Origin of the sequence: Serratia sp. 14-2641 (assembly GCF_001692375.1) — a bacterium.
Lineage (GTDB): Bacteria > Pseudomonadota > Gammaproteobacteria > Enterobacterales > Enterobacteriaceae > Chania > Chania fonticola_C.
This window is the reverse complement of record NZ_LXKR01000001.1, coordinates 198134-220391: the sequence shown is the minus strand read 5'-3', so window position 1 is coordinate 220391 and position 22258 is coordinate 198134. Positions and strand designations below refer to the sequence as shown.

Below are 22258 nucleotides of genomic sequence, written 5' to 3'. Positions count from 1 at the left end.
CCTTGTTCGACAAGGGCCGAACCCAAAATGCGTCTGTTTAAATTATTCAGTTAAACCAAAATCAACAGAGCCAGTACCAGCACTGCACCCACACCCATAGACGCGATATACCAGCGGATCTGACCGTTCTCACTCACCGTCAGGCCACGGTTCCCCCAGCGGGAGAACAGCGCAGGCAGATTCATCAGCGAGTTCAGCGGATCGCTTTGCAGCAGCTTGGCGATGCCCAGGTATGGCTTGACGAACACTTTGTCATACAGCCAGTCGAAGCCCCAGGCATGGAACCACCAGGTCGAGAAGAAACGACCCGGAGCGCTGTTCGCGATGCTGTTTACCAGGCGACGTTGGCCCAGCCACAGCGCAGCTGCCAGCAGGATCCCGACGATAGCGACCACGCCAGAGGCGATCTCCAACGTCAGAACGCTGCCGTGTGCCAGTTCAGTGGTTTCCGGCAGTACACCCTGCAACGGCGGCACAATCATCGCGCCGACGAAGGTGGACAGCACCATCAGAACCAACAGTGGCAGGTGGTGAGTAATACCTTTGCCCGCATGCGCTTTGATTTTCTCTTCGCCGTGGAACACGATGAAGATCATGCGGAAGGTATACAGTGAGGTCATGAACGCACCAATCAGACCGGCAATCATCAGGTTGAAGTGGCCGTTCGCCATGGCGCCCGCCAGGATTTCATCCTTACTGAAGAAGCCAGCGGTGACGATAGGCAGAGCAGACAGCGCCGCGCCCCCCACCAGGAAGCATACATAGACCAGTGGAATGCTCTTGCGCAGGCCACCCATCTTGAAGATGTTCTGCTCATGATGACAGGCCAGGATCACCGAACCAGAGGACAGGAACAGCAGCGCCTTGAAGAACGCGTGAGTCATCAGGTGGAAGATGGCCGCATCCCATGCCTGCACACCCAGCGCCAGGAACATGTAGCCAATCTGGCTCATGGTGGAATAGGCAAGCACGCGTTTGATGTCGGTCTGCACCAGCGCGGCAAAGCCCGCCAGCAGCAGCGTAACGCCACCAATGATACCGACCAGATTCAGCACTTCCGGCGTCATCAGGAACAGGCCGTGCATACGAGCAATCAGGTAGACACCTGCGGTAACCATGGTTGCCGCGTGGATCAATGCAGACACCGGGGTTGGACCCGCCATCGCATCTGCCAGCCAGGTTTGCAACGGCAGCTGAGCCGATTTACCCACTGCGCCACCCAGTAACATCAGGGTTGCCCAGGTCAATGCCGTATCGCCAACCGCCAGTTTCTGCGGTGCCAGCACCATCAGTTCACGGATGTTCAGCGTACCCAGCTCGTGGTACAGGATGAACAGCGCAATGGCCAGGAACACGTCGCCCACGCGGGTAACGATGAAGGCTTTCATGGCCGCCGCGCCGTTGGCCGGATCTTTGTAGTAGAAGCCGATCAACAGGTAGCTGCACAGGCCCACGCCTTCCCAACCCAGGTACATCAGCAGCAGGTTGTCTGCCAGTACCAATATCACCATGCTGGCGATAAACAGGTTGGTGTAAGCGAAGAAGCGGGAGTAGCCCTCTTCACCACGCATGTACCAGGAAGCATACATGTGGATCAGGAAGCCAACGCCGGTGACTACCGACAGCATGGTCAGTGACAGGCCGTCCAGCACCAGGGTAACGCCGACGTTGAAGTCGCCAACGCTCATCCAGTTCCACAGGCTTTGCTCATACAGCTGCACGCCAGCGGCCCGTTGGCCCAGGAAATCAATCGCCACATACACCGTGACCAGTGCCGCCAGGCCAATCGACCCTACGCCAACGGTAGCCGCGATGTTTTCAGACCAGCGACCACGGGAAAATGCCAACAGCAGGAACCCGATCAGCGGTAGCAGAATAGTTAAATATAATAGGTTCATCCGCGCATCTCACTGACAGTGTCAATATCCAGGGTATGCCGACGACGGTAGAGCTGTAGCAGCAACGCCAGGCCGATACTGGCCTCGGCTGCCGCCAGACTGATAGCCAGGATGTACATCACCTGCCCGTCTGTCTGGCCCCAATAGCTACCCGCCACGATAAACGCCAACGCCGCAGCGTTGATCATCACTTCCAGACTGATCAGCATAAACAGCAGGTTACGGCGTAACATCAAGCCGGTCAGCCCCAGGACGAACAGGATCGCCGCCAGGATCAGCCCATGTTGAAGAGGGATCATGCTTGGTCCTCCGATTTTCTTTTCGCCATTTCGCTGCTTGCCGGGGTATTGCTGAACACTTCACCCGGTTTGTGCTCACGACCAATGTGGAAGGCAACGACCAGGCCCGCCAACAGCAGCATTGAAGCCAGCTCAACCGCCAGCACGTAAGGACCAAACAGGCTGATCCCGACCGCTTTGGCGTCCACAATCTCACCGGTGATGCCCTGATCGGACACGCTGCGGATCGCCACAATCAGCACCACCAGCAAGATCAGTGACAGCAGACCAGGACCAATCCAGACGGCAGGCTTCAGCCAGTCGCGCTCTTGCTGCTGCACCGCGTTACCGAGGTTGAGCATCATGACCACGAACACGAACAGCACCATAATGGCACCGGCGTAGACGATGATTTCCAGAGCACCTGCAAAGTAGGCACCCAGTGAGAAAAAGACTGCCGAGATCGCCAGTAAAGAGACGATCAGATACAGCAGCGCATGCACAGGATTGGTATGCGAGATGACGCGAATGGTCGCGATAATCGCAATGAACCCTGCCAGATAAAAGGCAATTTCCATGCTTGCTGGCTCCTTAAGGCAACAGACCTTTGACGTCGATCGGTTTGGCTTCGTTTTCGGCTTCGCCTTTGGCTTTGCCGTCAATCGCCATACCGGCCATCCGGTAGAAGTTATATTCCGGATATTTACCCGGCCCCGAGATCAACAGATCTTCTTTTTCGTACACCAGATCCTGGCGCTTGAACTCACCCATTTCGAAATCCGGCGTCAGCTGGATCGCGGTGGTTGGGCAAGCCTCTTCGCACAGACCGCAGAAAATGCAGCGTGAGAAGTTGATGCGGAAAAACTCCGGATACCAACGGCCATCTTTCTGCTCTGCTTTTTGCAGGGAGATACAGCCAACCGGGCAGGCAACCGCACACAGGTTACAGGCCACGCAGCGCTCTTCACCGTCCGGATCGCGCGTCAGCACGATGCGGCCACGATAGCGCGGCGGCAGGTAAACCGGTTCTTCCGGATACATCTGGGTTTCGCGTTTGGCGAAGGCGTGCAGGCCAATCATCCAAAGGCTGCGCACCTGGGTGCCGAAACCAACCACTAACTCTTTCAATGTCATGGTTTATTCACCCCTTATTGAGCGTTGTACAAAATGACCGCGGCGGTTGCCAGCAGGTTCAGCAGCGTCAACGGCAGGCAAATCTTCCAGCCGAATGACATCACCTGGTCATAACGCGGACGCGGCAACGAAGCACGGATCAGAATGAACATCACCATGAAGAAGGCCGTTTTCAGTGCGAACCAGATGAATGGCGGCAGGAATGGACCCTGCCAACCGCCGAAGAACAACGTCACAATCAGGGCGGACACGGTCACGATACCGATGTATTCCCCCACGAAGAACAGACCGAATTTCATACCGGAATATTCAATGTGGTAACCGTCGGCCAGTTCCTGCTCGGCTTCCGGCTGGTCAAATGGGTGGCGGTGACATACCGCCACACCGGCAATCGCAAAGGTAATGAAACCAAAGAATTGCGGAATGACGTTCCAGATGTGCGCCTGTGACTCAACAATCGCCTGCATGTTGAACGAGTCGGCTTGCGCCACCACGCCCAACACGGACAGGCCGAGGAACACTTCGTAGCTCAGGGTTTGTGCCGAAGCACGCATCGCGCCTAACAGCGAGTATTTGTTGTTACTGGACCAGCCGGCGAACAGCACGGCATACACCGCCAGGCCAGCCATCATCAGGAAGAACAGAATACCGATGTTGAGATCGGCCACCGACCAGGTCGGGCTGACCGGCACGATGGCAAAGGCCAACAGCAGCGAGGTAAAGGCAATCACCGGGGCCAGCGTAAAGATCATGCGGTCGGCGAAGGTCGGAACCCAGTCTTCTTTGAAGAACATTTTGATCATGTCGGCGACCAACTGCAGCGAACCGCCCCAGCCGACACGGTTTGGTCCGTAACGGTTCTGGAACAGCCCCAGCAGACGGCGTTCGCCGAAGCTCATAAACGCCCCGCAGGTGACCACGACCAACAGGATCACCACCGCTTTCAACACGGCGATCAGGATGTCGATCACCTCAGGTGTCAACCAGCTCATAGTGCCGCCTCCCGCAGATTTTCAACCTTCGCACCCACCAGTACCGGCGGGATCCCTGGCAAGCCGAGTGGCAAACCAACCTGGCCTTGGCTCAGGGTTTCACTCAGGCGTACCGGCAAACGCAAAGTTTGACCGGCACAGCTGAACTCGACCCAGGCACCGGCATTGACACCAAGCTGCGCGGCATCGGCAACGTTGATCATCACGTAGGCCTGAGGCATACGCTGCTGGATCACTTCGGAGCGCTGTGACATTTCGTCACTGCCAAACAGGTGGTAATACGGCGCAACACGCCAGCCTTCGGCTTTAAACGCCGTAGGGATAGCGGTGAAGTAACCGAGGTTGCCCTCCCCTGCTTCGATCAGGCGGATACCCGGATCGCCATGACGCAGTTTGCCACCCACTTCGGCCTGGAACTTGTTCCATGCCTGCGGTGAGTTCCAACCTGGAGCCCAGGCAAATGGGATCTGCTGACGGTCAGCCAGCGGGCTGTTGTTCCCTTCCATCGAGAAGGCGAACATGGTGTCTTTATCCTGCGGCTGACGCGGTTCATGCACGCTGATATCGGCACGCATCGCGGTGCGGCCACTGTAGCGGTGCGGTGAACGGGCCAGTTTCTGACCACGGATGCGGAAGGTCGCATCTGGTGCAGCTTCGACAATACCTTGCAACTGCGGCAATGCGCTCACGCAGGCGGCAATCACGTCATCTAGCTGAGTCCAGTCAACCTGGCGGCTGGTGTAGGTGGAGTGCAGCGAGTGCATCCAACGCCAGCTTTCCAACATCACGCTGTAGATATTTTTCTTGGCATCATCGTAATAAGCCGGGTCGTAGACCTGGAAGAAGCGCTGTGCGCGGCCTTCCTGGCTGACCAAGGTCCCATCGCTCTCTGCAAAACTGGCCGCAGACAGGATCAGGTTGGCTTTATCCATGATGGCGGTGCGCTGGTGATCGGCAACGATCAGGTTACTGACCTTGGCCAATGCGGCATCCACTTTGGCCGCCGGGGCGTGACGATAGAGATCGTTTTCCATCACGATGGCGGTATCAGCGGCACCACTTTCCAGTTGCACCAGTGCCTCGTCCAGCGAGCCACCACCAATCATCGCCAAGCCCATGCTGTTGGCAGCGGCTGCGACGAAGGTGATACCAACATTGGCACCACGACCTTTCAACGCCTTGGCAATGTTGGCCGCAGCTTCAATGATCGCTTCACTACCCGCATTGCTGCCGGTAATGATCAATGGCTTCTGCGCACCGGCCAGGGCCTGTACGATCACATCAATTTTCTTGTTCAGGTCTTCGGCCAGATCGGTCACCGCGGGAGCGGAATCATCCAGCGCGTGGGCAATGGCAAAGCCTAAACGGGCTTGATCATCCACCGGCGCACGATAGTTCCAGGCGGCGATGTCGTCCAAGCGGGTGTTATCGACGTTAGTGACGAACAGCGGGTGTTTGGCGTGCTGCCCGATGGTTTGCACCGCCGCGATCTGCCAATCGGCAACGCGGTGTGCCGCAGCCATCGCGCGGGCTTTACCTTTCACTGCCTGACGCACCGACAGCGCGATACGAGCGCCGGTTTGGGTCAAATCTTCACCCAGTACCAACACCGCGTCGTAGCTTTCGATTTCGCGCAGGTTAGGCGTATAGACGCCGCTGTTTTTCAACACGTTGAGCATCAGGTTCAGGCGCTGTTGTTCAGCCTGATTGATGCCGGTATAGAAGTTCTCGGCGCCGACCAGTTCACGCAACGCAAAGTTGCTTTCCAGGCTGGCACGCGGTGAACCGATACCGATGGTTTTGTTGGCCTGACGCAGAATATCTGCCGCACCTTGCATCGCCTGCTCGGCGTTCAGGGTGATCCAGTCGTTGCCACGCAGTTGCTGCGGCTGACGAGGGCGATCTTTCTGGTTCACATAGCCATAACCAAAGCGGCCGCGGTCACACAGGAAATAGTGGTTTACGCTGCCGTTGTAACGGTTTTCGATACGACGCAGTTCGCCATAGCGCTCACCCGGGCTGGTGTTACAGCCGATGCTGCACTGCTGGCAGATGCTCGGGGCAAACTGCATGTCCCACTTACGGTTGTAACGCTCGGAGTGGGTTTTGTCGGTGAATACGCCGGTTGGGCACACTTCTACCAGGTTACCGGAGAACTCGCTTTCCAGCGTGCCGCTTTCCGGACGACCGAAATAGACGTTGTCGTGCGCGCCGTACACACCGAAATCGGTGCCATCTGCGTAGTCTTTGTAGTAACGCACACAACGGTAGCAGGCGATGCAGCGGTTCATCTCATGCGAGATAAATGGCCCCAGTTCCTGGTTGTTATGGGTGCGCTTACTGAAGCGATATTTACGGAAGCTGTGGCCGGTCATTACTGTCATATCTTGCAGGTGACAGTTACCGCCCTCTTCACATACCGGACAGTCGTGCGGGTGGTTGGTCATCAACCACTCGACCACGCTTTCACGGAACTGTTTGGCTTCTGCGTCATCGATGGAAATAAAGGTTCCATCGGATGCCGGTGTCATACAGGACATCACCAAACGGCCACGCGTATCGTCCGCGTTTTGGTATTGCTTTACCGCACATTGGCGGCAAGCGCCGACGCTTCCAAGCGCCGGATGCCAGCAAAAGTAAGGAATATCGAGGCCGAGGGAGAGACACGCCTGCAACAGGTTGTCGGCTCCATCTACGTCGTATTCTTTGCCGTCTACATGAATCGTAGCCATAGTCAGCATGCTTCCAAGTGGCCTGCCCATAAGGCAGGCGTTAATCAAAAATTCTGGCCGTGTTTCGGGGCGCGCTCACCGCACCCAGGCAAAGCGGGATTACCAGCGTTGCTTCAACAAGTTGTTTGGCTGAATGCCGCCAACCGCCTGGAGATTGCCCAAGTACTGTGGGGAAATCCCGGCTTCAAACTCTTCACGGAAATATTTAATCGCGCTTTGCAGTGGCTCTACGGCACCTGGCGCATGGGCGCAGAAGGTTTTACCTGGGCCTAGGGAACGGCACAGCTGCTCGAGGGTTTCGATATCCCCCGGTTGGCCTTCGCCTCTTTCCAAAGCACGCAGGATCTTCACGCTCCACGGCAAGCCGTCACGGCACGGTGTACACCAGCCACAGGACTCACGGGCAAAGAACTCTTCCAGGTTACGCACCAGGGGAACCATGCCGATTTCGTGATCCACCGCCATCGCCAGCGCCGTACCTAAACGGCTGCCCGCTTTACCGATGCTTTCGAAGTCCATTGGCAGATCCAGATGGTCGGCGGTCAGGAAATCGGTACCCGCCCCGCCCGGCTGCCAGGCTTTAAATTTCAGGCCATCGCGCATGCCACCGGCGTAATCTTCCAGAATTTCACGCGCGGTAGTGCCAAACGGCAGCTCCCAGACGCCTGGGTTTTTCACCCGGCCAGAGAAGCCCATCAGTTTGGTACCAGCGTCGTTACTCTTACCGGCGGAGATCCCTTTGTACCAGTCCACACCATGTTCGAGGATGGCAGGCACGTTACACAGGGTCTCCACGTTGTTCACGCAGGTCGGTTTGCCCCATACGCCCACGGAAGCGGGGAATGGCGGCTTGGAGCGCGGGTTGGCGCGGCGGCCTTCCAGCGAGTTGATCAGCGCCGTTTCTTCACCGCAGATGTAGCGGCCAGCGCCGGTGTGGACGAACAGCTCGAAGTCAAAGCCGCTGCCCATGATATTTTTGCCCAGCAGGCCAGCTTCGGTAGCTTCCGCAATCGCACGGCGCAGATGCACTGCGGCCTCGACGTATTCGCCACGCAGGAAGATGTAACCCCGGTAGGCTTTCAGCGCGAATGCCGAAATCAGCATGCCTTCCACCAACAGGTGCGGCAGTTGCTCCATCAGCAAACGGTCTTTATAGGTGCCCGGTTCCATTTCATCGGCGTTACACAGCAGGTAACGGATGTTCATGGATTCGTCTTTCGGCATCAGGCTCCACTTCAAACCGGTGGAGAAACCTGCACCGCCACGGCCTTTCAGCCCGGCATCTTTCACCAGGGTGACGATGTCGTCGGCGGCCATGCCTTTCAGCGCTTTTTCCGCGCCCTGGTAACCGTTCTTGCTGCGATATTCATCCAGCCATACCGGCTGTTGGTCATCGCGCAGGCGCCAGGTCAGCGGATGCATTTCGGCAGTACGTTTGATATCAATCATCATTTATACCGCTCCAACAGTTCGACCGCGTTTTCTGGCGTCAGGTGAGCATGAGTATCTTCATCGATCATCATGTTCGGGCCTTTGTCGCAGTTGCCCAGACAGCAGGTCGGCAGCAGAGTGAAACGACCGTCGAAGGTAGTCTGGCCCGGCTTGATGTTGAGTTTCTTTTCCAGCGCGGCCTGAATACCCTGGTAGCCGTTGATGTGACAAACCACGCTGTCACAGTAACGGATCACGTGGCGTCCTACTGGCTGGCGGAAAATCTGGCTGTAGAACGTGGCCACGCCTTCTACGTCGCTGGCTGGGATGCCCAGCACTTCAGCGATGGCATAAATCGCTCCATCCGGAACCCAGCCACGCTGCTTCTGCACGATCTTCAGTGCTTCAATGGAGGCGGCGCGTGGATCCTCGTAATGGTGCTTTTCGTGCTCGATCGCATCACGTTCTTCCGCGCTCAGCACAAATGCATCAGCGCCGCTCTGGGGAGCGGCTGCATTGGTGGCCTCAAGCGCATCGTGACTCACGTGAGTGTCTTTAAGATCATGCATAGTTAGCGGTCCACATCTGACATTACAAAATCGATACTACCCAGATAGACGATCAGGTCAGAGACCAGGCTGCCACGGATCACCGCAGGGATTTGCTGCAGGTGAGCATAGCTTGGCGTACGGATCCTGGTGCGATAGCTCATGGTGCTGCCGTCGCTGGTCAGGTAGTAGCTGTTGATCCCTTTCGTGGCTTCAACCATCTGGAATGATTCGTTAGCTGGCATCACCGGGCCCCAGGAAACCTGCAGGAAGTGGGTGATCAGCGTTTCAATATGCTGCAGCGTGCGCTCTTTCGGCGGCGGCGTGGTCAGCGGATGATCGGCCTTGAACGGGCCTTCCGGCATGTTGTTCAGGCACTGCTCAAGAATGCGCAGGCTCTGGCGCAGCTCTTCCACTTTCAGCATCACGCGGGTGTAGCAGTCGCTGTTGCCGTCGCCGACCGGAACTTCGAAATCGAAGTTTTCATAGCCGGAGTATGGACGCCATTTACGCACGTCAAACTCAACGCCGGTAGCACGCAGGCCAGCACCGGTCACACCCCATTCCAACGCTTCTTTCGCGTTGTAAGAAGCGACACCGACAGAACGCCCTTTCAGAATGGTGTTGTGCAGTGCGGCTTTCACATAGGAGTCTAGGCGCTTCGGCATCCAGTCCAGGAAGTCACGCAGCAGGCGATCCCAGCCACGCGGCAGGTCGTGTGCCACGCCACCAATACGGAACCAGGCCGGGTGCATACGGAAACCGGTAATCGCTTCCACCAGATCGTACACTTTCTGCCGATCGGTAAAGGCGAAGAACACCGGGGTCATGGCGCCCACGTCCTGGATAAAGGTACTGATATACAGCAGGTGACTGTTGATGCGGAACAGTTCAGACAGCATCACGCGGATGGTGTTGACACGATCCGGCACCACGATCCCGGCCAGTTTTTCCACCGCCAGTACGTAAGGCATTTCGTTTACGCAGCCGCCGAGGTATTCGATACGGTCGGTATACGGGATAAAGCTGTGCCAGGACTGGCGTTCGCCCATCTTCTCTGCGCCACGGTGGTGGTAGCCCACGTCCGGCACACAGTCAACGATGTCTTCACCGTCCAGCTGCAGAATAATACGGAATGCACCGTGTGAAGACGGGTGGTTCGGGCCGAGGTTGAGGAACATGAAGTCCTCGTTCTCGGTGCCGCGCTTCATGCCCCACTCTTCCGGCTTGAACTTCAGCGATTCCATCTCCAGATCTTCTTTCTGTTTGGTCAACACAAAGGGATCGAATTCGGTAGCACGCGCCGGGTAGTCTTTACGCAGTGGATGGCCTTCCCAGGTCTGCGGCATCATGATGCGCGTCAGGTGTGGGTGGCCGTCGAAGGTAATACCGAACATTTCCCAGGTTTCGCGCTCATACCAGTTGGCATTCGGGAAAATCTTGGTTGCTGTGGGCACGTGCAGGTCTTTTTCAGACAGCGCCACTTTCAGCATGATGTCACGGTTACGTTCGACAGAAATCAGATGGTAGAAAACAGAGAAGTCCGCGGCAGGCAAGCCTTCACGGTGGGTACGAAGACGCTCGTCCATGCCATGCAGATCGAACAGCATGACGTACGGCTTCGGTTGTTTTCTCAAAAAGGTCATCACTTCCAGCAACTGCTCAACTTTAACCCATACCACGGGCATTCCGGTACGGGTGGGCTGAACAGTAAAGGCTTCCGGCCCAAAACGGTTGCGCAGTTCGCCGATCACCGGATCATCGAGATGATCGCGGGTATGCCAAGCAGGCAGAGCTTCGTGCGTCGTTAAATCTGTCATAATTTTTTTCACCACACTAAAGGGTTATTTCGCCGCAAGTTCAACTTTTCGCTGTGTTAACCAATAGCGCACTAAGATGGACGTTAAATGAACGTCTTAAATCTCGTCAGGCGACCGAAGGTTGGTTACCGCAATACGCTCGGCGTGCTTACGTTCTTTTTCTGATGGCATATTGGCGCGGTACACGCCCTGATCGCCAACGACCCACGACAGCGGGCGACGTTCTTTGCCAATGGATTCTTGCAGCAGCAGCAGTGCCTGCATGTAAGCTTCCGGGCGCGGTGGGCAGCCTGGGATATACACGTCGACCGGCAGGAATTTATCCACGCCCTGGACGACCGAGTAGATATCGTACATGCCGCCGGAGTTGGCGCAGGCGCCCATCGAGATCACCCATTTCGGCTCCAGCATTTGCTCGTACAAGCGCTGAATAACCGGGGCCATCTTGGTAAAACAGGTGCCGGCAACGACCATAAAGTCTGCCTGGCGTGGTGAGGCACGCAATACTTCCGCACCAAAACGCGCCACGTCGTGAACGGCGGTAAACGAGGTCACCATTTCCACATAACAGCACGAAAGGCCGAAGTTATACGGCCAAAGAGAGTTTTTACGCCCCCAGTTCACCATGTCATGCAAAGCATGTTCGAGTTTACCCATGTAAACCGTACGGTGAACCTGCTGCTCAAGGGGATCGCCAACGATCTCCTGTTTTTGCAGGGGATAACGGTCGTTCTCACCGTTCGGGTCTATGCGGGTGAGCGTATAGTCCATCTTAATGCCTCGCTGTTACTGCGGATGACTGTTGCTAGCGTTCTTGATGGTACCTGGCTTGCTCAAACGCTTGGAACGCGTTGGAGTCCAATCCAATGCGCCGATACGCACCAGATAAACCAGACCAGCCAATAACACCAAAATGAAAATGGCGGCTTCGATAAAGCCTACCCAACCGCTCTCACGAATCGAGACCGACCAGGCATACAGGTATAAGGCTTCAACATCGAAAATAACGAAGAACATGGCCACCAGGTAAAACTTGGCAGACAGACGCAGGCGCGCCGTACCGACCGAGTCGATCCCTGATTCATAGGGGGTGTTTTTGGAGCGAGCCTGGGCTCTCCCACCCAAGAAGAACGCACCCAGCAGCATGAAGCCGCAGAGCCCGATAGCCATGATAAGAAATACGGCGAACGCCCAGTGATGAGCGATGACTTCAATGGTTGTTGACATACTCTATGCTTACTCATCAAAAGTGGCGTCGATCGTTCTGCTCTTGTAACTGGCAGTTAGTGCACCACATCGATTTAAGGGAAGGATAAATAACCACACAAACAAGCTGCTTTTACAGAGAGTTAGGCAGTGTTTTACTGTGGGCTTTTTACTCCTTTCTATAACCTTCTGTCAACTTTGACAAAAGTATCTACACACTAATTTACATACGAAGCATTTAATTAACATATGATGCGCTTGGCTTAGGCTAAATCGTGTCAGTTGATTGCTCAACGGAAACAGATAGATATAACCCCGCAGGCACATTTCACTTTTACTATACCATTCTCTCAGGAATTCCCTGTTGTTCCACTCACTACCTAGGGGTATTTTTTTGATCCAGGACACGTTTCAGGCAGAAATCCTCAAAAAAAGTGTGGCAGTTTAACAATTTTTGTCAATTTCAGGTAAAAAAACGTCAGCGTAAAATAGCAAAATAACCCTATCAACTCCAGGTATTTACTTGTTGTTATCACTGGATAAAAAACGAGCACCCCGAAGTTATGAGGGTATCACCTGCTAGAAACCATGTAGAAATACCCACTTAGCATCGAATTTACCCTCAAAAGGCCAAAATTCTTGTTTTCCCTCTTTTTGAGCTAAAAAAAACCTCCGCCGTGGCAGAGGTTTGTAACTTTCAATATGGCTAGCTTAGGGTAAAACGCTACTCTTCGCTATCCGCCACGCTGGAACCTTCATCGATCACCGAAGATTCGCCGCCGCCGAAGTGGTAAATCTCACTGCCGTTTTGCACGGCACTGAAGATCGCCATCGCCAGTTCATTTTCGCACTTCATGTCTTTGCACAGCGCATACTGCGTATCAGGAAGATGCGGTAAACCTTCTGCCGCGCCTAGAACTCGCAGATCTGGGCTCATCATTTCGATTGGCCGCACGGTGATCCCCAAACCTGCCCGACACGCCGCGCGCACCGCAGAAAGCGTTGAGGCCACGTAGGCAATACGCCAAGGAATGCCAGCAGCTTCAAGGTGCTTGATCGCCATCGCTCGGAACGGGCTTGGCTCATCCATCACCACCAGAGGGATCGGTTCCCCCGCCTGGTAATGGTAATCTGCCGAGCAGTACCACAACGTTGGAGACGTACGCAGAATGATGTGCGGATGCCCTTCGGTATCCACGGTGGTGATGGCCAGATCCACTTCGCCATTCTTCAGCATGTCGATCATGAACGGACTACGCTTCACCCGCACATCAATCGCCAGCTTGGGATAGACCGACGTCACGCGGTTTAGCAAGAAAGGCAAAATGGTATCGGCAGTATCATCAGAAGCACCGATAGTCAGGACGCCCTTGATATTGTTGTACATCAAGGAGGCACAGGCTTCGTCGTTGAAGCGCAGGATTTTCCTGGCGTAGCCGAGAAGCTGGATACCGTGTTCGGTTAACAACTTATTGCGCCCATGACGGGCGAACAACTCTTTGCCAACCAATTGCTCTAACCGCTGCATTTGTTGACTAACTGCGGACTGAGTACGACAAACGGCAACGGCAGCCGCCGCAAACGTATTCAAATCAGCAACAGCAACAAAGGTTCTTAGCAGATCGAGGTCGAGATTAAGTATCGGACGATTTGCACTTGTCATAGTGTTTTCTTCACTTTTTAAATTCTAATTTACAAACTACCCTGGTGTATTTCTAAGACGCAGCTGAAAAGGGCATGCGCCACTTATGACAGTACCCCACTCATTAGAAGAGGGCAAAAAAATTACTTATATTTCGTTATCTGCATCGCTTTTTATCCATGATCTATCGCAACGGCTTATTGATAGTGGTGAAAGTTACGACGAAAAGTGCTTACCCTTATAAGCATTGATAATCCTATGCGGGCAAAATCCCCCCTTTCCTCCCGGTTACCTCGATCTCTGGCCGCCAGAGACCATGACAGCATTGTTGTTTTCTGTACAAAATATTAACACCCCCCTCGTATATCCAACGACTCATCGATTAGGGAATTTAATAAATTCAAGCAGTAAGTCTTTTGATTATTAAAAGACACTGACCATTACTTAAATAAAATTTAAGTTAATTACTGAAGTGGGCCTAATGTAATTCTACTTCAACTCAGTGTGGTATTGTCAGTACAGACAAGAAACCAGATTAATCCCATATTACTATTTTTAAGCGGCTTTGGCGTTTTTCTGGCGCCTGGCATGCACATTTCTACGGTTAACTGATAAAAACCCTTTACGTGACATGCACTTCCATTGGAATATAAACCTTAAATCTGCGACACATTCAGATTTAAACACTAAAAAATAGATCAATACAGACGGTTATTATCTTAAAAAGCGATTTTTGCCGATCGTTTTCACCAAAGCAATGCATAACCCTTCAAAAGCCCGGCCTCCAGGAGTACATTGGACGGATTGCGGTGTTCCACGGTAGGAACGACCCTATCTTAGCAAAAGGCTCAACTTTCTATGTCCCCCATTGAGAAATCCAGCAAACTGGACAACGTCTGTTATGACATTCGTGGTCCGGTACTCAAAGAAGCTAAACGTCTTGAAGAAGAGGGCAATAAAGTCCTCAAGCTGAACATTGGCAACCCTGCCCCGTTCGGCTTTGATGCCCCCGATGAAATTTTGGTCGACGTGATCCGCAATCTGCCAACGGCACAAGGCTACTGCGACTCCAAAGGGCTTTACTCGGCGCGCAAGGCGATCATGCAGCACTATCAGGCACGTAACATGCGTGACGTGACCGTTGAGGATATCTACATTGGCAATGGCGTTTCTGAACTGATCGTGCAATCCATGCAAGCGCTGCTGAACATCGGTGATGAAATGCTGGTGCCTGCGCCAGACTACCCGTTGTGGACCGCCGCCGTGTCGCTTTCCAGCGGTAAGGCCGTGCACTATATGTGCGACGAAGAATCTGGCTGGTTCCCGGATCTGGACGATATTCGCAGCAAAATCACCCCACGCACCCGTGGCATCGTGATCATCAACCCTAATAACCCCACCGGCGCGGTCTACAGCAAAGAACTGCTGGAACAGATCGTCGAGATCGCCCGCCAGCATGACCTGATCATCTTTGCCGACGAAATCTACGACAAGATCCTCTACGACGAGGCAGAGCATCACTCGATCGCCGCGTTGGCGCCAGATCTGCTGACCGTCACCTTTAACGGCCTGTCCAAAACCTACCGCGTTGCCGGTTTCCGTCAGGGCTGGATGGTGCTCAACGGGCCGAAGAAGCATGCCAAAGGCTATATTGAAGGGTTGGAGATGCTGGCTTCCATGCGTCTTTGCGCCAACGTGCCAATGCAGCATGCGATCCAGACGGCACTGGGCGGTTACCAGAGCATCAGCGAATTTATTCAGCCTGGTGGCCGCCTGTATGAACAACGCGACCGTACCTGGGAGCTGCTAAATGAGATCCCTGGCGTTTCCTGCGTGAAACCTCAAGGTGCGCTCTATATGTTCCCACGCATCGACGCCAAGCGCTTTAACATCCGCGACGACCAGAAGCTGGTGCTGGATCTGCTGTTGCAAGAGAAGGTGTTACTGGTACAGGGCAGCGCGTTCAACTGGCCTTACCCAGACCACGTCCGGATCGTTACGCTGCCCCGCGTGGATGAATTGGAAATGGCGGTGGGCAAACTGGGCCGCTTCCTGGAAACCTATCACCAGTAATTTTGCCGGGCGCGGTTCGCTGCGCCCCTACAATTCCGAGGGATGTCCTTAGCTCCATGGCGTATAATGCTCTCACATGCCGTTGTAGAGAGAGCACCATGAGCCAGAGCCACTTCTTTGCCCACCTGTCCCGTTTGAAACTGATTAGCCGCTGGCCGCTGATGCGCAATGTGCGTACCGAAAACGTTTCCGAACACAGCTTGCAGGTCGCCTTTGTCGCCCATGCGCTGGCCGCGATCAAAAACCGCAAGTTTAACGGCAACCTGAATGCCGAACGCGTGGCGTTGTTGGCGATGTATCACGATGCCAGCGAAGTGCTGACCGGCGATATGCCTACTCCCATCAAGTATTACAATCCGCAGATTGCCCACGAATACAAAAAAATCGAGAAGATTGCCCAGCAAAAGCTGTTGGAGATGCTGCCGGAAGAGTTACAGAACGATTTCCGCTCTATCCTGGACGAACACCATCACAGCGAGGACGAAAAGCTGATCGTGAAGCAGGCCGATGCGCTATGCGCGTATCTGAAGTGTCTGGAGGAGCTGTCGGCGGGGAATAATGAATTCAAGCTGGCTAAGGCACGCCTGGAGAAGACGTTGCAGCTGCGTCATAGCCCTGAAATGGATTATTTTATGCAGGTATTCATCCCAAGCTTCAGCCTTTCGCTGGATGAAATCAGCAGCGACTCCCCCCTGTAAGAATAGAGCCAGGTGCTTATGCACCTGGCAATCTGAGACACCTTAGCCGCAGGTCGTACTTCCGGCATTTCCACTGTGAATTCCTGCTCCACCACCGAGCGTAAATCGATACGCTGGAAGGTTTGCGTGACCAGGAAACGGTAAATTTTATCCTGTGGGCCTTGTGAGAGAGCCACTCATGTATCTCGCACAACCGGACAGCAACAACAGAGAAGCTAAAGTAAGGGTTATAAATCCATGTTTCATTTTCATGGCAACTCCAGAAGGATCGCTAAACTAAGCTAGGGCGACACGGGTCGCCGTAAAGCCTCAACGAGCTGCTGCATGAGCCGATAAAATGCCAAAACGCTTTATGGTTTCGGTGGTTAGCTACTTCATCGTATTCTCAAAAAAAGATAAAGCGCCTTTTCTTAATCCTGATATAAAACGCAAACCGTGTGCTTAAAACGCATACAACCAAGGCACCAGGATCACGCTGACAATCATCACCAGCACGGTGAACGGCACCCCAATTTTCAGAAAATCGCCAAACTTGTAGTTCCCCGGCCCCAACACCAGCGTATTGACCGGCGATGACACCGGCGTCATAAAGGCGGCGGAGGCGGCAATCGCGATAATCATGGCAAACGGATAAGGCGAAACGCCCATTTCGCGGGCCGCGGCGATAGCGATAGGGGCCATCAACACCGCCGTGGCGGTGTTAGAGATAAACAGCCCAATGGTGGCGCACAGGACAAACAGACAGGCCAGCATGACGTGCGGCCCGGCATCACCAGCAACGTCCATCAACCCACGGACGATCAGGTCTACCCCGCCCGTTTTCTGCAACGCTTGGGCAAAGGGCATCATACCGACGATCAAAATGATGCTCGGCCAATGGATCGCTTTATAGGCACTTTCCATATCGATGCAGCGAAAGCGCCCCATCAACAGGCAAGCGATCAGCGCGGCGATCGGATTCGGGATCTCGTCGGTCAGCATCATTGCCACCATCAGCGCCAGGCAGAACAACGCGTGAGGAGCCTGGGTGATAGCCGGTGCCACTTCGTCCACTTCGGCGGGCAGGTTCAAGACGATAAAATCATGGGTTTTGGCTTGTAACTGGCGGATCGCTTTCCAATCGCCGATCACCAACAGAATGTCCCCCAGGCCCAGCGGTTCATCCACCAGCTTGCCTTGCAGGGTTTCGCCATTGCGGCGGATGCCGACTACGTTGAGATCGTAACGGCTACGGAAAGCGGCATCGCGCACGCTTTTCCCCAGCAGGGCCGACTCAGGGATTAGCGATACTTCGGCCATCCCCACGTTGCGCGACTGTTCGGAGAAATATTCCCCCCGCAGCACCATGGGCTCAAGTTGTTGCTCACTACAGAACTGACGCAGATCGATATCGCAATCCGTCATGTCGATCAGCAGTACGTCCCCTTCGCGCAGTTCCGTGCTGCCAAAGGCGCTGATCATCACCCGGCGAAAACGCTTCCAGCGCTCGATGCCGATAACGTTGGCGCTGTAACGCGCGCGCAAATGTAATTCATCCAGCGAGCGGCCAATCAGTGGCGAACCGCTACGCACCGCCAAACGACGCGCCCGGCCGGTGAGCTTATAGTCGCGGATTAAATCGCGGAAAGTCCGGCGCTCCCAGGCCGACTTGGTCTTGGTGCCGCCGCTGTCGCCGAGCCAGCGGCGCGCAACCAGCATGTATCCCACGCCCAACAGCAACACCACCAGGCCAATTGGCGTAACGCCAAAGAACCCGAAACCATTGATGCCTTCACGCACCAGTTCGCTGTTGACCACCATATTCGGCGGCGTGGCAACCAGCGTCATCATGCCGCTGATCAAACCGGCGAAGCTCAACGGCATCATCAGGCGCCCTGGGGAGATTTTCATGCGTACCGCGACGCTGAGCACCACGGGAATAAAGATGGCTACCACCCCGGTTGAGCTCATAAAGGCCCCGAGTCCAGCAACGGTAAACATCAGCAACATCATCATCTTGGTTTCACTGCTGCCCGCCACTCTCACCAGCCAGTCGCCAACCTGATAGGCCACCCCGGTGCGCACCAGCCCTTCGCCAATGACGAACAGAGCGGCAATCAAAATGACGTTCGGATCGCTGAAGCCAGCCGTTGCCTCTTGCAAGCTCAAGGTTCCACTGAGCACAAACGCGATGATCACCAACAGTGCCACCACATCCATGCGCAGCTTGTTGGTGGTAAACAGCACTATGGCTATTAACAGTAAACTCAAGACCCAAAGTAATTCGCTGTTCAAAACGGCCTCATTCTGCAGTGATCCCGGCATAAGAAATTAGCATAAAAAAACCCCGACGATGCGGGGTCTAATCAAATTGAGGTAAGAATGTGCAGATTAAGCAATAAGTTCGATGACAGCACCCTGATCGGACTTGGCGATCTTGAGCTGTTCCAAGGAGGAAAGGATCAGATCCACCTGGTCCAGTTTCGGCGTGTCTACCGGTGCATTTACCGCAATCACCTGGCAACCTGCAGCCAAACCAGAAAGGATCCCGGCAGGAGCATCTTCCACCACCACACAATCCTGCGGTGCCAACCCAAGACCTTGAGCCCCTAACAGGTAGGCGTCTGGATGCGGTTTACCCTGTTTAACACGCTCACTGGTGATAAACACCTCAGGAAGCGGCACCCCACCGGCAAGGCGGCGTGCGTTAGCCACTGGCACGGAACCCGAGGTGACGATTGCCCAAGGTATCCCCAACGCATTGATCCGCTCCAGCAAGGCCAATGCACCAGGCAGAGCGTTGACGCCGTCGGTATCCTCTGCTTCCACCTGCTCAAGCCGTGTGAACTCATGCTGTAGTTCAGCCTCGGTGGCATTCGGCATAAAGTGACGCAGCGAGGTGATCGCCTGTTTTCCGTGGATAAAGTCCAGCACCTGTTGCGGGCTGATGCCATGGCGTTCTGCCCATTGCGTCCAGGCTCGCTCTACCGCCGGTAATGAATCTACTAACGTTCCATCAAGATCGAACAGAAAACCCTTACACTCCACGGGAAACCCCTCTACGTTTAATCAGGCATTGATGATTTGCGCAATCTCGACGGCGCTCAAATGATACTGGCGTGGGCAGGATAGCCAGATACTCAGCATGCGCTGGTATTTTTCCCACATTTTGGTTTGGGCGTTAAAGCCGTGGCTACCAGAATCGAAATGAGTATACCGCCCTTCCGTGTTCACCAGGAAACGCACATAGCTCAGGTAACGCGCTTCGGTTGCTGCATCAAAGCCAAGGAATGCCAGGCGACGCGCGTCCAGCCCCTGGCGATCCTTGAGGTTCTCCCAGGAAACCTGGAGCGCATGGTGCATTTCCATGATGTTGATGATGGTGCGGCACACCTCTTCGCTCATCTCACCAAAATCACGATCCAGCTCGCGCATTTGCAAACCAAAACCGCGCTCGATGATCGTCTGCAAGCGGCGGTAGCGCTCTGCATTGTCCGGATCGAGCATGGTCATCATCTTGTATTGATTCGACAAAATCAGCCGTTGGGCGTGAGTCATTTCCATTTCATTGTCCTCAGTTCTGCAAATTAACCAGAGCATCGCATGACTTCAGTATGGCGTGGAATCACAACTAAACCTTTCTTTGATTTGAACCGGGATATTGGTCAAATGTGGGGCGTGGCCAGACATGATCAGGGCACGAATTTGCGGCATAAAGCAAGCAAGGCCGGTGAGTCCCCGGCCCAGTAGCGCTTAAAGATCGTCGAGGAAGGTTTTGTCCAACTGCTTGAAGGCACGTTTCAGCACGTCCGCCAGCGCCTGGTAGGTTGGCGTCCCTTCAACGGGGGCAATCGCCTGCCCGGCTTCCGCCAGCTTGTTACGGACCTCATGGAACCATTGCAACAAGGTTGGCGGCAACGGCGTCACGGAACGTCGGCCCAACCACCACAGCCCCTGCATCGGCAGGCTACAGGCGAACAGCGCGGTGGCAATCGCCGGGCCAAGCTGACCACCGAGCGCAATCTGCCAGGTCAGGGTAAAAATCGCCAACGGGGGCATAAAGCGAACGGCAAAGCGGGTAGCGCGCGCCACGCGGTTCTCAGGGAAAAGCGGTGCCAGCCGTTTGTCTGCTGGCCAGGTTTTCATGTAATGCTGCCCGCGCTGGAATATCTGAAACCAGCTTACGGAACCGGATGGTCTGCTCGTCATTGCGCACCTCAACTTCACGTATAAAAAATAAATTATTCTTGCAAACACACTAACAAAAAAGTTGAAGCTTTAAATTTATTTTGTGTTTGTGGCGGGCTATCGGTATCCTAAGCCGGCCATGTGCCGGTAGAAGATGACAGAAGATTTGTCAACTTTTAGCCCTATCTCCCTAATCCTGCCGTTGGCGGCCATGTGGGGCTAGGAAGCGGTAAAAATCAGGATCGCTTAAACCGCAGAGAAATCATCGGTTTTTTCATCATTGTGTCCTTTGTATCACTGACATGATGTTAATCATAAATGTCAACGGCATTATGCGCTACGCTTGTTGTCTGATTGACGTTTTATTCACCACGTGTTTTTGGGTCTTCCTTAATACCAACACGAACTATAAGTAGGTACTTCCATGTCGAGTAAGCTAGTACTGGTCCTTAACTGCGGCAGTTCTTCCCTGAAATTCGCCATCATCGATGCAGCCAACGGTGAAGAATACCTCTCTGGCCTAGCCGAGTGCTTCCATCTTCCTGAAGCCCGTATCAAATGGAAAATGGATGGCGGTAAACAAGAAGCGGCCCTGGGTGCCGGCGCAGCGCACAGCGAAGCGCTGAACTTCATTGTTAATACTATTCTGGCACAAAAACCAGAGCTTTCCGCCCAGTTGACCGCTATCGGCCACCGCATCGTGCACGGCGGCGAGAAGTTCACGGCTTCTGCCGTCATCAACGACGAAGTCCTGCAGGGTATCAAAGATTCGGTACCTTTTGCACCACTGCATAACCCGGCTCACCTGATCGGTATTGCTGAAGCGTTGAAATCCTTCCCTAATCTGGCTGATAAAAACGTTGCCGTGTTTGACACCGCGTTCCATCAGACCATGCCGGAAGAGTCCTACCTGTATGCCCTGCCGTACAGCCTGTACCGCGACCATGGCGTTCGTCGCTACGGCGCACACGGCACCAGCCACTTCTACGTGACGCAAGAAGCCGCGAAGGCGCTGAACAAGCCGGTTGACGAAGTTAACATCATCACCTGCCATCTGGGCAACGGCGGTTCCGTAACCGCAGTGCGCAACGGTAAGTGTGTTGATACCTCCATGGGTCTGACCCCGCTGGAAGGCCTGGTAATGGGTACCCGCAGTGGTGACATCGATCCAGCCATCATCTTCCACCTGCACGACGCCATGGGCATGAGCGTTGACCAGATCAACAAGATGCTGACCAAAGAGTCTGGCCTGCTGGGCCTGACCGAAGTCACCAGCGACTGCCGTTACGTTGAAGACAACTATGACACCAAGGCCGATGCCAAGCGCGCCATGGACGTCTTCTGCCACCGTCTGGCCAAGTACATCGGTGCCTATAGCGCCCTGATGGAAGGCCGTCTGGATGCCGTGATCTTCACCGGTGGTATCGGTGAGAACGCCGCGATGGTACGTGAGCTGACCCTGGACAAACTGGGCCTGCTGGGCTTTGAAATCGATCATGAACGCAACCTGGCTGCCCGCTTCGGCAAATCAGGCAACATCACCAAAGACGGCAGCCGTCCGGCACTGGTGATCCCGACCAACGAAGAATTGGTCATCGCGCAAGACGCTTCCCGTCTGACCGCTTAATGCTCTCCACAC

At 54.5% G+C, this 22258-nt stretch carries 19 protein-coding genes; 3 read left to right on the top strand and 16 right to left on the bottom strand.

What is annotated here, in order from left to right; genetic code table 11:
• Positions 1–50: 50 nt before the first annotated feature.
• The 12 genes from nuoL to lrhA all read right to left on the bottom strand — a co-directional run bounded on the left by nuoL (position 51) and on the right by lrhA (position 13702).
• Positions 51–1898, bottom strand: coding sequence for an NADH-quinone oxidoreductase subunit L (gene nuoL, locus A6U95_RS01015; RefSeq protein ID WP_065683101.1), 1848 nt, complete (start codon positions 1896–1898; stop codon positions 51–53).
• Positions 1895–2197 (bottom strand): NADH-quinone oxidoreductase subunit NuoK, encoded by a 303-nt coding sequence (gene nuoK / locus A6U95_RS01010; protein ID WP_021178516.1) that lies wholly within the window; start codon positions 2195–2197, stop codon positions 1895–1897. The genes nuoL and nuoK overlap by 4 nt, the downstream gene beginning before the upstream one ends.
• Positions 2194–2754 (bottom strand): NADH-quinone oxidoreductase subunit J, encoded by a 561-nt coding sequence (nuoJ, locus tag A6U95_RS01005; RefSeq protein ID WP_065683100.1) that lies wholly within the window; start codon positions 2752–2754, stop codon positions 2194–2196. Before nuoJ ends, nuoK begins: the two co-directional genes overlap by 4 nt.
• A gap of 13 nt (positions 2755–2767) precedes the next feature.
• On the bottom strand, positions 2768–3310 hold the full coding sequence (gene nuoI / locus A6U95_RS01000; protein WP_021178518.1) for an NADH-quinone oxidoreductase subunit NuoI: 543 nt from the start codon (positions 3308–3310) through the stop codon (positions 2768–2770).
• A 14-nt stretch (positions 3311–3324) separates the two neighbouring features.
• Positions 3325–4302 carry an NADH-quinone oxidoreductase subunit NuoH gene (nuoH, locus tag A6U95_RS00995; protein ID WP_021805990.1) on the bottom strand — a complete coding sequence of 326 codons (978 nt, stop codon included), beginning with the start codon at positions 4300–4302 and terminating at the stop codon, positions 3325–3327.
• Complete coding sequence (nuoG, locus tag A6U95_RS00990; RefSeq protein WP_139102302.1) at positions 4299–7034, bottom strand: NADH-quinone oxidoreductase subunit NuoG; 2736 nt, start codon at positions 7032–7034, stop codon at positions 4299–4301. The genes nuoH and nuoG overlap by 4 nt, the downstream gene beginning before the upstream one ends.
• 99 nt (positions 7035–7133) lie before the next feature.
• Positions 7134–8486, bottom strand: a complete 1353-nt coding sequence (nuoF, locus tag A6U95_RS00985; protein WP_021805992.1) for an NADH-quinone oxidoreductase subunit NuoF — start codon at positions 8484–8486, stop codon at positions 7134–7136.
• On the bottom strand, positions 8483–9034 hold the full coding sequence (nuoE, locus tag A6U95_RS00980; RefSeq protein WP_021178523.1) for an NADH-quinone oxidoreductase subunit NuoE: 552 nt from the start codon (positions 9032–9034) through the stop codon (positions 8483–8485). The genes nuoF and nuoE overlap by 4 nt, the downstream gene beginning before the upstream one ends.
• Before the next feature lie 2 nt (positions 9035–9036).
• Entirely contained in the window at positions 9037–10845 is a 1809-nt protein-coding gene (gene nuoC / locus A6U95_RS00975) for an NADH-quinone oxidoreductase subunit C/D (protein WP_178380880.1), read from the bottom strand.
• A gap of 84 nt (positions 10846–10929) precedes the next feature.
• Positions 10930–11604 (bottom strand): NADH-quinone oxidoreductase subunit B, encoded by a 675-nt coding sequence (locus A6U95_RS00970; RefSeq protein WP_024529592.1) that lies wholly within the window; start codon positions 11602–11604, stop codon positions 10930–10932.
• Positions 11605–11619: 15 nt separating this feature from the next.
• On the bottom strand, positions 11620–12060 hold the full coding sequence (locus A6U95_RS00965; protein WP_065683098.1) for an NADH-quinone oxidoreductase subunit A: 441 nt from the start codon (positions 12058–12060) through the stop codon (positions 11620–11622).
• Between the two features lie 703 nt (positions 12061–12763).
• Complete coding sequence (lrhA, locus tag A6U95_RS00960; RefSeq protein ID WP_065683097.1) at positions 12764–13702, bottom strand: transcriptional regulator LrhA; 939 nt, start codon at positions 13700–13702, stop codon at positions 12764–12766.
• Positions 13703–14539: 837 nt separating this feature from the next.
• On the opposite strand from lrhA, the gene A6U95_RS00955 reads away from it, so the two are divergent.
• The gene (locus A6U95_RS00955) at positions 14540–15754 is read left to right on the top strand and encodes a pyridoxal phosphate-dependent aminotransferase (protein WP_021805995.1); all 1215 of its coding nucleotides are present in this window, start codon (positions 14540–14542) and stop codon (positions 15752–15754) included.
• 98 nt (positions 15755–15852) lie between these two features.
• Positions 15853–16452 (top strand): 5'-deoxynucleotidase, encoded by a 600-nt coding sequence (gene yfbR, locus A6U95_RS00950; protein WP_025122801.1) that lies wholly within the window; start codon positions 15853–15855, stop codon positions 16450–16452.
• A 441-nt stretch (positions 16453–16893) separates the two neighbouring features.
• Here yfbR and A6U95_RS00945 read toward each other — a convergent pair whose 3' ends face one another.
• From A6U95_RS00945 to yfbV, 4 genes are all read right to left on the bottom strand, one after another.
• The gene (locus tag A6U95_RS00945) at positions 16894–18726 is read right to left on the bottom strand and encodes an SLC13 family permease (RefSeq protein WP_065683370.1); all 1833 of its coding nucleotides are present in this window, start codon (positions 18724–18726) and stop codon (positions 16894–16896) included.
• A 96-nt stretch (positions 18727–18822) separates the two neighbouring features.
• Positions 18823–19479, bottom strand: a complete 657-nt coding sequence (locus tag A6U95_RS00940) for a sugar phosphatase (RefSeq protein ID WP_065683096.1) — start codon at positions 19477–19479, stop codon at positions 18823–18825.
• Positions 19480–19500: 21 nt separating this feature from the next.
• Entirely contained in the window at positions 19501–19995 is a 495-nt protein-coding gene (locus A6U95_RS00935) for a YfbU family protein (protein WP_021178532.1), read from the bottom strand.
• A 189-nt stretch (positions 19996–20184) separates the two neighbouring features.
• The gene (gene yfbV / locus A6U95_RS00930; RefSeq protein WP_024485138.1) at positions 20185–20640 is read right to left on the bottom strand and encodes a terminus macrodomain insulation protein YfbV; all 456 of its coding nucleotides are present in this window, start codon (positions 20638–20640) and stop codon (positions 20185–20187) included.
• A gap of 403 nt (positions 20641–21043) precedes the next feature.
• On the opposite strand from yfbV, the gene ackA reads away from it, so the two are divergent.
• Positions 21044–22246 (top strand): acetate kinase, encoded by a 1203-nt coding sequence (gene ackA, locus A6U95_RS00925; protein ID WP_065683095.1) that lies wholly within the window; start codon positions 21044–21046, stop codon positions 22244–22246.
• The last annotated feature ends 12 nt before the right edge of the window (positions 22247–22258 follow it).

What these genes read in the sequence shown, in the direction of transcription:
- nuoL (WP_065683101.1), bottom strand. Translation starts at nt 1,898, where the DNA reads ATGAACCTATTATATTTAACTATTCTGCTACCGCTGATCGGGTTCCTG.
- nuoK (WP_021178516.1), bottom strand. Translation starts at nt 2,197, where the DNA reads ATGATCCCTCTTCAACATGGGCTGATCCTGGCGGCGATCCTGTTCGTC.
- nuoJ (WP_065683100.1), bottom strand. Translation starts at nt 2,754, where the DNA reads ATGGAAATTGCCTTTTATCTGGCAGGGTTCATTGCGATTATCGCGACC.
- nuoI (WP_021178518.1), bottom strand. Translation starts at nt 3,310, where the DNA reads ATGACATTGAAAGAGTTAGTGGTTGGTTTCGGCACCCAGGTGCGCAGC.
- nuoH (WP_021805990.1), bottom strand. Translation starts at nt 4,302, where the DNA reads ATGAGCTGGTTGACACCTGAGGTGATCGACATCCTGATCGCCGTGTTG.
- nuoG (WP_139102302.1), bottom strand. Translation starts at nt 7,034, where the DNA reads ATGGCTACGATTCATGTAGACGGCAAAGAATACGACGTAGATGGAGCC.
- nuoF (WP_021805992.1), bottom strand. Translation starts at nt 8,486, where the DNA reads ATGATGATTGATATCAAACGTACTGCCGAAATGCATCCGCTGACCTGG.
- nuoE (WP_021178523.1), bottom strand. Translation starts at nt 9,034, where the DNA reads ATGCATGATCTTAAAGACACTCACGTGAGTCACGATGCGCTTGAGGCC.
- A6U95_RS00970 (WP_024529592.1), bottom strand. Translation starts at nt 11,604, where the DNA reads ATGGACTATACGCTCACCCGCATAGACCCGAACGGTGAGAACGACCGT.
- A6U95_RS00965 (WP_065683098.1), bottom strand. Translation starts at nt 12,060, where the DNA reads ATGTCAACAACCATTGAAGTCATCGCTCATCACTGGGCGTTCGCCGTA.
- lrhA (WP_065683097.1), bottom strand. Translation starts at nt 13,702, where the DNA reads ATGACAAGTGCAAATCGTCCGATACTTAATCTCGACCTCGATCTGCTA.
- A6U95_RS00955 (WP_021805995.1), top strand. Translation starts at nt 14,540, where the DNA reads ATGTCCCCCATTGAGAAATCCAGCAAACTGGACAACGTCTGTTATGAC.
- yfbR (WP_025122801.1), top strand. Translation starts at nt 15,853, where the DNA reads ATGAGCCAGAGCCACTTCTTTGCCCACCTGTCCCGTTTGAAACTGATT.
- A6U95_RS00935 (WP_021178532.1), bottom strand. Translation starts at nt 19,995, where the DNA reads ATGGAAATGACTCACGCCCAACGGCTGATTTTGTCGAATCAATACAAG.
- yfbV (WP_024485138.1), bottom strand. Translation starts at nt 20,640, where the DNA reads ATGACGAGCAGACCATCCGGTTCCGTAAGCTGGTTTCAGATATTCCAG.
- ackA (WP_065683095.1), top strand. Translation starts at nt 21,044, where the DNA reads ATGTCGAGTAAGCTAGTACTGGTCCTTAACTGCGGCAGTTCTTCCCTG.